Annotated in this window: 9 protein-coding genes; 7 read left to right on the top strand and 2 right to left on the bottom strand. The window is 64.9% G+C overall.

All coding sequences use genetic code 11. The annotated features are described in order from the left end of the window. Nucleotides 1-255 precede the first annotated feature (255 nt). From OUZ49_RS17730 to OUZ49_RS17720, 3 genes are all read left to right on the top strand, one after another. Nucleotides 256-1908: an MASE1 domain-containing protein gene (locus tag OUZ49_RS17730; RefSeq protein ID WP_266151939.1), complete on the top strand. Its 1653-nt coding sequence runs from the start codon at nt 256-258 to the stop codon at nt 1906-1908. 323 nt (nt 1909-2231) lie between these two features. Continuing rightward, on the top strand, nt 2232-2918 hold the full coding sequence (locus OUZ49_RS17725) for a c-type cytochrome (protein ID WP_266151960.1): 687 nt from the start codon (nt 2232-2234) through the stop codon (nt 2916-2918). Continuing rightward, nucleotides 2915-4207 carry a cytochrome c gene (locus tag OUZ49_RS17720; RefSeq protein WP_266151938.1) on the top strand — a complete coding sequence of 431 codons (1293 nt, stop codon included), beginning with the start codon at nt 2915-2917 and terminating at the stop codon, nt 4205-4207. Before OUZ49_RS17725 ends, OUZ49_RS17720 begins: the two co-directional genes overlap by 4 nt. 2 nt (nt 4208-4209) lie before the next feature. On the opposite strand, the gene OUZ49_RS17715 is transcribed toward OUZ49_RS17720, so the two are convergent. Then, nucleotides 4210-5199, bottom strand: coding sequence for an NAD-dependent epimerase/dehydratase family protein (locus OUZ49_RS17715; RefSeq protein ID WP_266151937.1), 990 nt, complete (start codon nt 5197-5199; stop codon nt 4210-4212). Nucleotides 5200-5290: 91 nt separating this feature from the next. Here OUZ49_RS17715 and OUZ49_RS17710 point away from each other — a divergent pair, with 91 nt between their 5' ends. Beyond that, nucleotides 5291-6184 carry a LysR family transcriptional regulator gene (locus tag OUZ49_RS17710; RefSeq protein WP_266151936.1) on the top strand — a complete coding sequence of 298 codons (894 nt, stop codon included), beginning with the start codon at nt 5291-5293 and terminating at the stop codon, nt 6182-6184. A gap of 7 nt (nt 6185-6191) precedes the next feature. Here the strand turns inward: OUZ49_RS17710 and OUZ49_RS17705 are convergent, their stop codons facing one another. Further along, nucleotides 6192-6677, bottom strand: coding sequence for a mismatch-specific DNA-glycosylase (locus OUZ49_RS17705; protein WP_266151935.1), 486 nt, complete (start codon nt 6675-6677; stop codon nt 6192-6194). Between the two features lie 205 nt (nt 6678-6882). Here OUZ49_RS17705 and rng point away from each other — a divergent pair, with 205 nt between their 5' ends. The 3 genes from rng (at nt 6883) to tldD (ending at nt 13957) form a co-directional block, all read left to right on the top strand. Continuing rightward, nucleotides 6883-8385 carry a ribonuclease G gene (rng, locus tag OUZ49_RS17700; protein ID WP_266151934.1) on the top strand — a complete coding sequence of 501 codons (1503 nt, stop codon included), beginning with the start codon at nt 6883-6885 and terminating at the stop codon, nt 8383-8385. Between the two features lie 47 nt (nt 8386-8432). Continuing rightward, complete coding sequence (locus tag OUZ49_RS17695; protein ID WP_266151933.1) at nt 8433-12338, top strand: YhdP family protein; 3906 nt, start codon at nt 8433-8435, stop codon at nt 12336-12338. A 179-nt stretch (nt 12339-12517) separates the two neighbouring features. Then, nucleotides 12518-13957, top strand: coding sequence for a metalloprotease TldD (gene tldD, locus OUZ49_RS17690; RefSeq protein WP_266151932.1), 1440 nt, complete (start codon nt 12518-12520; stop codon nt 13955-13957). Nucleotides 13958-13990 lie beyond the last annotated feature (33 nt).

Raw genomic sequence — 13990 nt, 5'->3', positions numbered from 1 at the left:
AAGCGCTGCGCGTGAACACGGCTTGATTCGCCGGGGAAGCCGCTGGGATAGGCCTTGCGCCAGGGATGAATAACTGATGAATTTGTGATCAAATCCGCGTCAACGCGTGCGGTTGAGATAAAGGCTTTCGACGGGTGTCGCCGCGACCCGCGCGACATGAGCAAACCAACGACCGGCCTTGGTTGCCGGATGCAGCAGACAGGGCCCGGGCAGCGCTTGAAAGATATGGCGAAAAATCGAGGGGGCGCATCATGGATGCGCCCACGCTGGGACGGCTGGTTGGGGCATGTGGCTGTGGCCCTGGCCTATGCCGTGTCCTACATGCTTCTGCGCAGCATGTCGGTTTCGCACTGGAACCTGCCCGCCGGTCTGCGCGTGGCCTGCCTCCTGCTCGTGCCGTACCGCTACTGGCCAGCGCTGATCGTGGGCGAGACGATTCCAGTCACCTATCTGGGCTGGAGCAATCAGCAGGATTTCGGCTGGATCTGGGCCAGCCTGATGTCGATACCGCCCATCCTGTTCAGTGCGCCGGCGTTTGCCTGGTGCCGTCGTCGCATGCCGCTTTTCCACGCCGATGGCCGGGTCAACATGGCGATGGCGTTGTCGACGATTCTCGTAGGAGCGCTGGTAACCGCCCTTGCCAGCTGCGCCACGCTGGCGACCATGCAGATGCCGCACGGCCAACACGCGCCGGCGGTCACCGCCCGTATCCTGCTCGGGTATTTTCTCGGCGGCTTCATGGGCGCGCTGACGCTGGCGCCTGCCGCGATGGCGCTGCGGCTTTGGTTGCCAGGCATCAAGACACCGGCGGCATGGCTTGCCGCGCTGCGCGGGCGCTTCGTCACCGACTGTGCGCTCGGCGTGGTACCGCCGTTGCTGCTGCTGATGTGGCTGGCGTTCGTGGGTAACGCGGAAACCATGCAGGTCTGCCGTATTGCCATGTTCCTGCCGGTGGCCTGGATGACCTTGCGGCACGGCTGGCCGGGTGCCGCGGCGGCCGGCACGCTGGCGAGCGTGGCCGTGCAGCTGACCGAAACCGTGGTGCGCGATCCCTCGGTGATTCAGGCGCAGACGCTGATCGCCTTTGCCATTTCGACCTTGCTCTTGCTCGGCTCACGGCTTGTTCCGCGCGTGGAAACGGCGCAGCACGATGCGAGCGACGCGGGTGACGCCCTACGCGGCTTCGAACTGGCGCAGCAAGGGCTGTACCAGGAAGAGTTGCGGTTGCGGCAGACGGCCGAGGCGCTCGAACGCATCGGCGTGTCGATGCGGGACAGCCAAAAGCGCTTGCTCGATCGCTTGCGTCCAGTGCTGCCGGACAATCTGGAGCACATGTACTCCCGCCACGCCGCCATCACGCAGCACGAGATGCATCGGCTCGCCGATGCGCTCTATCCGCGGACCTGGCGGGAGCGTGGCGTGCCGGCGACATTTCGGGATGGCCCCTTGTTGCGGGCAGCGTCCCTGGTAGGCGCGACGTACGAATGCGATCTGGCGGGGAGCGCGCTGGAGCTGTTGGCTCCGGACGTCCATATGATGCTGTATCGCCTGGCCTGCGAAACGATGGTCTATGTGTTGGCCCGGGAGCCGGTCAGACGCATCCGCCTGCAGATCCGCGGTGGTCAGACGCAGGGGCGGGGCTGGGTGGTCATGCGCATGACCTGCGCGCGCGCCGTGCCGGCCCATCGCGGCAAGCCCGCGCTGGAATGGAAGCAGGTGGTTTCGCTGCTTGGGACGAACGGTCAGGGCATGTCGAGCATTCGCGATCGCGCGCAGATCTATGGCGGCACGGTACACCAGCGCGATACCCAGGATCAGCTCTGCGTTTCGCTGCTGTTGCACGACGCCTTGCGCGCCGCGCCGTTTACGTCGCCCGTGATGTCCTTCCAGCAGGTGGCATCCGCCTGATCCGCCGATCATGGTCTTCGTCCCGCGCCATGCAAGGGAGCGCGCGAAGACCTGCAGCGCGCCGGGGACAAGCCGCTGCGTCACGATGTCGCAAAAACCCACTTTGGCGGTATTCGGCGTCGTTCGATCGCAACGGCGATCTATAATCGACCGGGCCGGCGCTGAGCGGTCCTGTCACAGCGATGGCTGACTCATTGCACCTGGTGTCTTCGCCAGGATGATCTCCCGGTTAGCGGCGCGGATACGGAATCATCATGAAGCGGCTCTCAGCGAAGCTGTGCCAGGCCAGGCGTGTCGTCAGCGCGTGCATCCTGTATTTCGTCATGGCTATCGCGGCCGTACACGCGGGCGAGTCGACGCCTGCGCGCATCCCCGACACCATCCAGCAGCGCATCGCCGCGTGCACGGCTTGTCATGGGGTACACGGCGAAGGCACGCCCGAAAGCGGATTCTTTCCGCGCCTGGCCGGCAAGCCGGCCGGCTATCTTGCGCGCCAAATGAAGGATTTCCAGGATGGCCTGCGCAAGTACGGGCCGATGGAATACACGGTGCGGCAACTGAGCCCCGCGTACATGCAGGAGATCGCCGCGTACTTCTCTGCCCAGGAAGTGCCGTATAGCCGCTCGCCGATGCCCTCGCTCTCTGCCGACGCGCTCAAGCGCGGCGAGCAGCTGGTCACACACGGCGACCCCGCGCGCCAGATTCCGCCATGTAGCGCTTGCCACGGGAGTCAGCTGACGGGCGTGCAACCGGACATTCCGGGACTGGTGGGGCTGCCCTATGACTACATCAGTTCCCAGCTGGGTTCGTGGCGCACGAAGACGCGCGCCACGGTGACACCGGATTGCATGTCGGAGATTGCGAACCGTCTGAGCGCGTCGGATATCAGCGCCGTATCCGGCTGGCTGGCGGGGCGTGAGCTGCCGGCGGACATGCATGCTCAGGAAGCGGGTTCCGTGACGCCGCCGCTGCATTGCGGCGTGCTTGGCGACAAGGGAGACGGCGCATGAAGCGCATGCGTTCCATCGTCATCCTCGTGGTGCTGCTGGCCTTGGTGCTGTTCGGCGCCTGGTGGCTACGTGGTGGCAGGACGCCGCCGGTATCGCAGGCAGCCAGCCAGATCGATACCGCCACGCTGAAGGATCCCGCGCTGATCGCCAAGGGCGAATATCTCGCCGCCGTGGGTGATTGCGCGTCATGCCATACCGAGCAGGGCGGAGCCCGCTACGCCGGTGGCCGCGTGCTGGCGACGCCGTTCGGCAACATCCCCGCGCCGAATATTACGCCCGATCGGGAGACCGGCCTGGGCGACTGGAGTTTTGAGGATTTCTGGCAGGCGTTGCATAGTGGCAAGGGGCGTCACGGCGAGCTGCTGTATCCGGCGTTCTCATACACCTCGTTCACCAAGGTCAGCCGCGACGATGCCTTGGCCATCTTCGCCTACCTGCAATCGCTGGCGCCGGTGCATCAACCCGCCAAGCCGCTGGGGCTGGGATTTCCCTACAACGTCCGCAGCAATCTGAAGGCATGGCGCGCGCTGTATTTCCAGGAAGGCGTATACCAGCCCGATCCCTCGCAGTCGGAGGCATGGAATCGGGGCGCGTACCTGGTGCAGGGCCTGGGTCATTGCAACGAATGCCATGCGCCACGCGATGCCCTGGGTGGCATGCAGAACAGCCCTTCGCTGGTCGGTGGGCAGATTCCCGCGCAGGACTGGTATGCCCCCGATCTCAGCATGAAGGCCAATGGTGGCCTGAGCGGCTGGAGCGAACAGGATATCGTCGATCTGCTCAAGAACGGTCAGTCGGCACGCGGCACGGCGTTCGGCCCGATGGCCGAAGTGGTGGCGAAGAGCACGCAACACATGCATGAGGACGACCTGCGTGCGATCGCTACTTATCTGCAATCGCTGCCGCCGCGTCCCTTGCCGCCGGAAGACAAATCCCCGTTCGATACCAGGCCGATCCTTGCCCAGGGCGCGAAAGTGTATGCCGCGCGCTGCGCCGACTGTCATGGCGACAATGGCGAGGGCGTGGCAGGTATCTATCCACCGCTCAGTGGCAATTCGTCGGTCAACGAGCCGACCGGCATCAACGCGATGCGGGCCGTACTGCTCGGCGGCTTTTCGCCGGTCACCGACGGCAACTCGCGGCCGTACTCGATGCCACCGTTTGCCCAACAGCTCAACGACAGCGACGTGGCCGCAGTCGTGACCTATATCCGCCAGTCATGGTCGAACAAGGCATCGCCGATACTCGAGCGTGACGTGATCAAGTATCGGCACACGCCGATCGACTGACATCACGCGGTGTGATGCAGCGCTGGCGTGGCCGGTGTCGGTGCCATGCAGCCGGCACCGACCAGGGCCCGACCCATGGCCTCTTCCAGCGGCGTATACAAGTCGTCGCCAAGAAAGGCGCGCAGCTTGGCATCGTCCAGGCGAATGGGTTGGCGCCACAGGTAGCGCATCTTGCACAGCTCGCGCATGGTCTCGTTGAACGGCGATGCCATCCGCGCCAACCACCAAGGGAAACGGCCTGCCTTGATGCGCGGATTGCTGGTGGCGCGGCGGATGGCGTCAAGCATGGCGTGACCATCCAGCCAATAGCCGCCGAAGTGGAAGCTCTCGAACGCGCCAAGACCGGCTTCGCGATCCAGCAATCGCGCCAGGACTTCGCCGACGTCGGGCAGATAGGCCCAGCTGTGACCAATCCTGTAGTCACCGGGGTAGCTGACCTGCCTGATGGGGGCGCCCGCGCGGATCAAGCCCTGGGCAAGCCAGTTGTTGCCTGCGCGTGGCCCGAAGAAATCGCCGCAGCGCAGGATCAGCACGCGCACGCCGTTCGCGCTGGCGCTTTGCAGCCGACGCTCCATCTCGGCGCGGATCTCGCCCTTGCGGGTGGGCGGATGCTGGAAGGAGTCTTCGGTAAGACGCGGGAAAGCGTCCGGCCCGTAGTTGTAGATGGTGCCCGGCAAGACAATGCGCGCACCGGCCGCACGGGCGGCGGCGATGGTGTTGTCCAGCATCGGCAGCACCAGCTGGTCCCAGCCACGGTAACCAGGCGGGTTCACGGCGTGGACGATCACCTCCATGCCCTCGGCCGCGCGCAACACGTCGTCGGCGCGCATGGCATCGCCGCTGATCCACTCGACGCCGTCCTGTGCGGATTCGACCGGCGCCGTGCGTACCAGGGCGCGCACTTTCCAGCCATGCCGCCGCAGCGCCATGCAGGCTTCGCTACCGATGCCGCCGTTGGCGCCAATGACCAAGGCTGTCCGCTGTGCATTCATGACCGTGTCCTCGAGGAAGTTGGGGCCAGCATGCGTGGCCGCTACATAAAAGAAAATTGCTTAACGTCGAAGAGCTGCTATACATATATGCATGACTAAGCCCGATCCCGGCTGGGAGTTGTATCGATCCTTCCTCGCGGTCATGCGCGAGGGCAGCCTGTCGGCCGCCGCCCGCGCCTTGGGTATGACCCAGCCCAGCCTGGGGCGGCATATGCGCGAGCTGGAGTCGACACTCGGGGTGGTTCTATTCGCCCGCTCGCCGCAGGGACTGACGCCCACGGATCTGGCGCACGAACTGGTAGCCCATGCCCAGGCCATGGCCGCCGCATCGGCGGCCATGCGGCGTACCGCCTCGGCAGGGCGGGAAGATGTCAGCGGTGCCGTGCGCATCAGCGCCAGCGAGGTCATCGGTGCCGAGGTGTTGCCAGCCATGCTCACGACCTTTCGCGAGCGGCATCCCGGCATCGTGATCGAGCTGTCCTTGTCGAACCAGCCGGCGGACATCCTGCGGCGCGACGCCGATATCGCCATACGCATGATGCAACCCACGCAGGAGGCGCTGGTGGCGCGCCACGTGGGCAAGCTCGAGCTGGGGCTGTTCGCCCATCAGCGCTATCTCGACACTTACGGGCACCCCGACTCGCTCGCCGATCTCGCCAGCCATGCACTGATCGGCTTCGATACCGAGTTGCCCTATATCCGTCGCATGAGGCCGCAGGGCTTCCCTTATACCCGCGATAACTTTGCCTGGCGCACCGACAGCGACCTGGCGGCGTTGGCGGCCCTGCGGGCAGGTTTCGGCATCGCCGTGGCCCAGGTCAAGCTGGCCCGACGTGACTCACAGCTGGTCCGGCTGTTGCCGAGCCAGTTGTCGCTGTCCATGGATACCTGGGTGGTGATGCACGAGGATCTGCGCCAAAGCCTGCGGGTGCGGCGGCTGTTTGAGCATCTGGCCGAAGCGCTGGGCGACTACGCGCGTTCCTGAGCCCGGCTCACAGGGCACGAAAACCCTTGGCCAGCTCCTGCCAGGGGCCGATATCCCAGTGCCCACGTGCCTGTCCCGACGGCGAGGGCAGTACGTAAAGCCGGGTCTCGTGGATGCGCTCGCGCTGCCATCCGTAGCCGACCGCATGGCCGAGTGCCGCACGGGCTGCGGCTTTGCTGGTGAAGGCGAGCAGGGTGGGTGCATGCCGTTCGATCTTCCTGCGTAGCGCAAGCGCGTCGAAGGCGTCACGCGGCAGTTCGTCGTCGTTGCCCATATGGTGCTTGGCCAGGTCGGTCAGTCCGATGCCCAGCGCCGGCAGCAGCAGGAACTCGGCGGGTGCAAACTGGCGAGGCGTCAGCTGCACGGCATGCAGGGCGCGCCAGAACTGGTTGCCGGGATGCGCGTAATAGGCACCTTCCGCGGCCGAGCGGCGGCCGGCGGCGGTGCCGCAAAACACCAGCCCCAAACCGGGCTGCAACAGGTCGGGAAGCATGGGACTGCGCATCGTTGGCAAGCATAACGGCGGCTGGCCAGCGTGACCTAATGGAACACTGCTCGGTACATGAATCTCCCCATTTTTAGGGTATTTGAGCAGCCAGCCAGGGATGACGCCGAAACTGTCGTCGGCGACACGCGACACGCATCGACAGTGTGCGCGTAGTGCCGCTATAAAGATCGTCCATCCAGGGGAGAGCCCGGTGAGCGAAGAAATCCTGATCAACGTGACCCCGCGCGAGACTCGCGTCGGCGTGGTAGAGAACGGCATGTTGCAGGAGGTGCACGTGGAGCGGGCCTCCCGGCGCGGCTACGTGGGCAATGTCTATAAGGGCCGGGTGCAGCGGGTCATGCCTGGCATGCAGGCGGTCTTCGTCGACATCGGCCTGGAGCGCGCGGCGTTCCTGCATGCGTCGGACATCCTGAGGCCGGCGCTGCCCGGCGCCGCCGATGGCGCCGAATTGTCGGCGGCAGGCAACGGCCAGGTGCCTTCGATCAGCGAGCTGGTCCACGAGGGCCAGGAAATCGTGGTGCAGGTGGTGAAGGACCCGATCGGCACCAAGGGCGCCCGGCTTTCCACCCACCTGTCCATTCCCTCGCGCTACCTGGTGCTGCTGCCGCATGCTCGCACGCTGGGCATCTCGGCACGCATCGAGAACGAGGCCGAGCGTCAGCGCCTGAAGGACGTACTGACGCCGCTGATCGGCGAGGACGTCCCCGGCAGTCCTCGGCTGGGCTATATCGTGCGCACCAACGCCGAGGAGCAGACCGCCGAATCGCTGGCCTTCGACGTCACCTACCTGGGAAAGGTGTGGCGCGTGGTGCAGGAAAACATCGTCAAGGCCAAGGTCGGCGAACGCGTGTACGAAGAGCTTTCGTTGCCGCTGCGCAGCCTGCGCGACATGCTCAATGACGACATCGAGAAAGTGCGCGTGGACTCACGCGAAACCTTCGAGAAGGTCGTCAAGTTCGTGCACAAATTCATGCCCCACCTCGACGATCGCGTGGAGCACTACGCGGGCGAGCGACCCATCTTCGACCTGTACGGCGTGGAAGACGAAATCCAGCGCGCACTGAAGAAAGAAGTGCCGCTCAAGTCGGGCGGTTACCTGATCGTCGACCAGACCGAGGCGATGACCACCATCGACGTGAACACCGGCGGCTATCTCGGTACACGAAATCTCGAGGAAACCGTTTACCGCACTAACCTGGAGGCGGCACAGGCTGCGGCGCGCCAGCTGCGACTACGCAACCTCGGCGGCATCATCATCATCGACTTCATCGACATGACGGACGAAGAGCACAAGCGGCAGGTATTGCGCATGCTCGAGAAGGGCCTGGCGCGGGACCATGCCAAGACCACGGTCTATCCCATGTCGGCGCTTGGCCTGGTGGAGATGACGCGCAAGCGCACCACCGAGAGCCTCGAGCGCCAGCTCTGTGAACCCTGTCCGGCCTGCAGCGGGCGGGGGACGGTCAAGACGGCCGAAACCGTGACTTATGAGATCTTCCGGGAAATCACCCGGGCGGTTCGCCAATTCAACACCGAGAAACTGCTGGTCATGGCCAGCCCCAAGGTGGTCGGCCGCATCCTCGAGGAGGAGTCCATCGCGGTCGCCGAATTGGAAGAGTTCATCTCCAAAAGCATACGCTTTCAGGCCGAAGAGCATTATTCGCAGGAACAGTTCGATGTGGTCCTCCTGTAAGCATCCCGTGCCGCGCGTCCCTGGGGATGTCGTGTGGTGAACCAGCCGTGAGCGCGATCTGGCAAAAACGCCTGCAGCAGGGCGCCCGGCTATTGAGCTGGGTCGTCGGCGTGGCCTTGATTTCGCTGGCCGTGCTGATGGGCCTTACCCAGCTGCTGCTGCCTACGCTGGCGAGTCACCCCGAGTGGGTGGCCGCGCGGCTCAGTGCGCGCTTGCAGCGGCCGGTGAGCTTCGAGTCCGTGAAAGGCTATGCGCAGCCGTCGGGCCCGCTGTTCGTGGTGCGCAATCTCAAGGTGGGGTCGGGCGATGGCGGCGCGCCGCTGCATATCCCGGAAGCGGAACTCAAGCTCGACCTCGGTGGCTGGCTGTTGCCGACGCGGCACCTGGTGAACTTGCGTGCGCGGGGCATGCAGCTGGACATGAGCCGCGATGCGGACGGCACCTGGCACATCAACGGCATTGGCCTGGCGGGTGGGCAGGAACGCCAGAATCCCGCCTTCGGGCAGTTGTCGATCGGCCTGTGGTTGCGCGACACCCGGCTGGAAATCACCGATAACCAGGTCAACAAACACTACACGCTGATTGCCGATCAGCTGCGCCTGAGTCGCCAAGGGGGTCGAGTGCGCGTCGGTGCCCTGCTGCGGCGGGAGGGGGCGCCCGGTCGTCTACGCGGCGCCGGCAGTTTCAGCCAGGACGGTGCTGACGGAAAGGTGTGGATCAGCGGTACGGATGTCGACCTGCATGCGATGTCCGCGTCCATTGATTTGGGCGGCTATTCGGTAGAAAGCGGTCACGGTTCGCTGGAGAGCTGGCTCGACTGGCGCGATGCCAAGGTGGTGCGCAACCTGACGCGCTTCCATCTCCTGCAAGTGTCCGTGCTCAACCCCGATGGCGCCACCGTCAACGTGCCTGTCCTGGACGGCCTGGCTGAACTGAAATTGGGCCAGGACAGCTACGAGCTGCGGTGGGCGGGCGATGACCAGGGGGCCTTGGCTGCGAGCTTCCAGTCCATGAGCACCGACCGGGCGACTATCGACGTGGCGGCAAAAAATCTCCAGCTGGCGCCGTTGGTGCCGTGGCTGGCGTTGAAGCCGCAGCTGTCACCCGGCCTTGCCCAATGGGTAGGTGGTGGAAAGCCGCGAGGTGAAGTGACACGGGCGACCATGCACTGGAGCAAGGCCGACGGCTTGCAGACACTCGATGTCGCTTTCAAGGGACTGGCGATCGACGCCGTCGGCAAGCTGCCCGGCGTGGATGGCTTGCAGGGTGAGCTGCGCGGCGACGCCGAGGCGCTTTCGTTGTCGCTGCCGGAGCAAGCGACCGTCATGCGTTTTCCGCACTCGTTCCGCCAACCGTTGCTGATGTCGCGCCTTGTTGGTGATGTAGCGTTCTGGCACCAGGACGACGCCTGGCACATCGGCACGGATCCATTCCAGTTCGAAGGCGCTGGTTTCGGCGGCGAGGCGCGCGGCGAGATCGCGTTCCCGGATGCCGGTGGGCGCCCCTTCCTCGATATGTATGTCGCACTTAGCCATGCGGATGTAGCGGCGGCCAAGCTGTTCTGGCCGATCGATTCGATGTCGCCGGCCGCGATTGAATGGCTGGACCGGGCGCTGGTCAGCGGCAAGATCGATCGTGGCGATGTGCTGGTGCGCGGCAATCTTGCCGACTGGCCATTCCATCACAACGAAGGACGTTTCGAGGCGCGTGCGGTCTTGAACGATCTGGTGTTCGACTATGGCAAGGACTGGCCGCGCGCCGAAGGCGTGAGCGCGATCGCCAATTTCGTCAACGGCGGTTTGCTGGTGGAGGCGAGCGCTGGCCAGTCACTGGGCAACAAGGTCGATCGAGCGGTCGCGCTTATTCCCGAATTGGGCAACACCGTGCTCGACCTCAACGTGAGCGGCAGCGGCACCGGCGCCAGCATGATGGCGTTCGTAAGCAAGAGCCCGATCGGCATCCACCAGGCTGACACCTTGTCCAAGCTCAGCCTGGGCGGCACGGGAGCATTCGATTTTCACTTGTCGTTGCCGGTGGCTGACTCAAAGGATTTTCTGCTCGATGGTCGCGCGCAGCTGAAAGGCGTCGACTTCAATGCGCCTGAGTGGAACCTCAAGCTGGACAAGCTTACGGGGCCCGCCACCTTCGACAAGGCGGGCTTCCACGCCGGACCACTGGAGACCAATTTTCATGGCCAGCCGTCCAAGCTGGACCTTGCCATTGCCGGCGCTACCGGAAAGCCGGATACGGTACTCGCCGCCAAGCTCAGCGGCCGCTACAGCATGAATGAGCTGACCCAGGGTTATAGCCAGCTGGAGTGGTTGAATCAGGTGGCCGAAGGCCGCAGCGACTTCGCGATCGGCTTCAACATTGCGCATACCAGTGGCACGGCTGCCACCACGCAGCAATTGAGCGTCGACTCGTCACTCACCGGCATGGCATTGAAATTTCCGGTGCCGTTGAAGAAGTCCGCCGACATTGCGCTGCCCTTGCATGTCGATATGAACCTGCCCACCGCAGGCAGCGACGTGCAGTTGAGCCTGGGGCAGGTCGTGCGTGCGCGTTTGCGCCTGCCGGAGAACAGCAGCAAGTCGCTGGCCGCCACATTTGCCTTCGGAACGCACGTACCTGACACCGTGCCCGACCATGGCGTGCGCGTCCGCGGTCGGGCCGCGAAGCTCGACGTGACGGGTTGGGTTCAATATGCCGCTGCCAGCGGCACGGACTCCGGCCCGGGCCTCGAAAGCATTGACGTGAATGCCGACCAGGCCATGGTGTTTGGCCATCCGTTTACCGACATGCATGTGCTGGCGAGCTCGCAAGCGGATGGCCTCACGGTCGATGTCGAGAGCGCGGCACTGGCCGGGCGTTTTGGTATTCCTCTGGTCGATCTCAACAAGCGTGGCGTGACGGCGCGACTGCAGCGGCTGTACTGGCCAAAGGACGTCTCGCCGCCCGCCAAGAAGGGTGGCGCGGAAGCCGTGGCGACGGCGCCGGACGTGGTGGCGCCGGTGGCGAATCCGGCGGATACCGGCATCACGCCGTCGGCCTTGCCGCCGTTCCATCTGTGGGTGAGTGATCTGCGTTTCGGCGATTCCAAGTTGGGCGAAGCGCGTCTGGAAACGTGGCCAACCGACCGTGGCATGCACATCGACCAGTTGCGTACGCTTTCGCACGGTGTGCAGATCAGCGGCATGGGTGACTGGAATGGCACGGCCGGCAATAGCCATTCCCAATTGGTGATCGATTTTGCGGCGGACAACCTGGGCGACATGCTGGGCGCGTTCGGCTTCGAGGGCCTGCTGGCAGGTGGCAAGGTGCATGCAAAGCTGGATGCCAGTTGGCCCGGTGCGCCTTCGGCGATGGACCTGGCCAATATGGAAGGCAAGCTGAGCATCAATATCACCGATGGACGCATGCCTGAGGTGACCCCCGGCGTGGTGCGCCTGTTTGGCCTGATGTCGGTGCTCGATCTGCCGCGCCGGCTCTCGTTCAATTTCGGCGACGTGTTTGGCAAGGGCCTGGCGTTCGACGCGATCGGCGGCGACTTCAAGCTGAGCGACGGCAACGCCCATACCGAGAACCTGCAGATTCGCAGCCCCGCTGCCGAGATCTCTATCAGCGGACGCACCGGACTGCGAGCGAAGGATTATGACCTGCAGGTGCTGGCTACTCCGCATGCAGGGAATAGCCTGCCACTGGTCGGCGTCGTGGTCGGTGGCCCCATCGGCGCGGCAGCCGGCTTTCTCGCCCAGGGCCTGCTGGGCAAGGGCATCAATCACGTGGCGAGTGCGCACTACAAGATCACGGGCAGCTGGGACAAGCCATCGATCACGCTGGTCGAGAAGCATGAAGCCCCAGTGGCACCGGTGACGCCCCCGTTGCTGCAAGGCACGGCACCCGTACCCGTACCTGCAGCGGCGCCAGCGCCGGCGACCAGCAGCGGGACGTGAGCCGGCGGGATGGCGCGCATGCAGTCGTGGAGCAGAGGGCGCTGCAGCCACCCAGGACGGCGCCCTAGACCGCGCTGAAACGGCCTGGCGGGCGCAAAACCCTGGCCAGACAGGCTTTAAACCGAGGCATCGGGCCCCAACTTGCTAGAGTCCGGTCCTTTACACATGGTTGAGACTTCATGGATTCCCTGATCGCGCAGGTTGAACGTCGTTTGCTCGCACCCGGTGGCCTCGCCGCCAACGACCTCGATCGCGTGTTCACCCAGTTGATGGGGCCGTCAATCGACGCCGCCGACCTGTATTTCCAGCATTCGCGCAGCGAGTCGTGGCTGCTGGAGGAGGGCATCGTCAAGGACGGTAGCCACTCGATCGAGCAGGGCGTGGGGGTGCGCGCCATCAGCGGCGAAAAGACCGGTTTCGCGTATTCCGATGAGATCGTGCTGCCGCAGCTGCTGGAAGCCTCCAAGGCAGCACGCGCGATTGCCCAGGGCGGCAACGGCGCCGGCAAGCCGCTGGCCCTGAACGGGGCCCGCCAGCTTTATCCAGCCATCGACCCGGTCGAGAGCCTGCCCAATCCGGACAAGATCGCCCTGCTGCGCGAAGTGGACGCTTATGCACGTTCGCGCGATCCGCGCGTGAAGCAGGTGATCGTCAGCCTGGCCGCCACCATGGATACCGTGCTGGTGGCCGCCTCCGACGGCACGCTGGCCGCCGACGTGCGCCCGCTGGTGCGCCTGAACGTGCAGGTGATTGCCGAGCAAGGCAGCCGTCGTGAGCAGGGCAGTGCCGGTGGTGGCGGACGGTATGGTTATCGCGAGCTGATCGACAACGGTCGCGCCATGGCCTTCGCCGATGAGGCCGTGCGCCAGGCGCTGGTGAATCTGGACGCGGTCGACGCGCCTGCCGGCAGCATGCCGGTGGTGCTCGGCCCCGGTTGGCCAGGCGTGCTGCTGCATGAGGCTATCGGCCACGGCCTGGAAGGCGATTTCAATCGCAAGGGCAGCTCAGCATTTGCCGGCCGCATCGGCCAGCGCGTCGCCGCCCCGGGCGTTACCGTGGTCGACGACGGCACGCTCGCCGGCCGCCGCGGCTCGCTCAGCGTAGACGACGAAGGCACGCCCACCGAATGCACCACGCTCATCGAGGACGGCATCCTCAAGGGCTATATGCAGGACAAGCTCAATGCCCGCCTGATGGGTGTGGCGCCGACCGGCAATGGTCGGCGCGAATCATTCGCGCAGTTGCCGATGCCGCGCATGACCAATACCTACATGCTCGCCGGCCAGCACGATCCGCAGGAGATCATCCGCTCGGTGAAGCGCGGCATCTACGCAGTTAATTTCGGCGGCGGCCAGGTGGACATCACCAATGGCAAGTTCGTGTTCTCGGCCAGCGAGGCCTACCTGATCGAAGACGGCAAGGTGACGCGCCCGGTCAAGGGCGCCACCCTGATCGGCTCCGGCCCGGACGTGCTCACCCGCGTGTCGATGATCGGCAACGACCTGGCGCTGGACGAAGGCGTCGGCGTCTGCGGCAAGGATGGCCAGAGCGTGCCGGTCGGCGTCGGCCAGCCCACGCTCAAGGTCGATGCAATGACGGTGGGTGGCACGGCTTCCTGAGCGATCGTCTGGAGGTAAGGCGGTCGGAAATGA

This window comes from Dyella halodurans, assembly GCF_026283925.1.
In the GTDB taxonomy this organism is placed as follows: Bacteria; Pseudomonadota; Gammaproteobacteria; order Xanthomonadales; family Rhodanobacteraceae; genus Dyella; species Dyella halodurans.
Note: the sequence above shows the minus strand (reverse complement) of the source record. Positions and strands in the feature narration are given on the sequence as shown.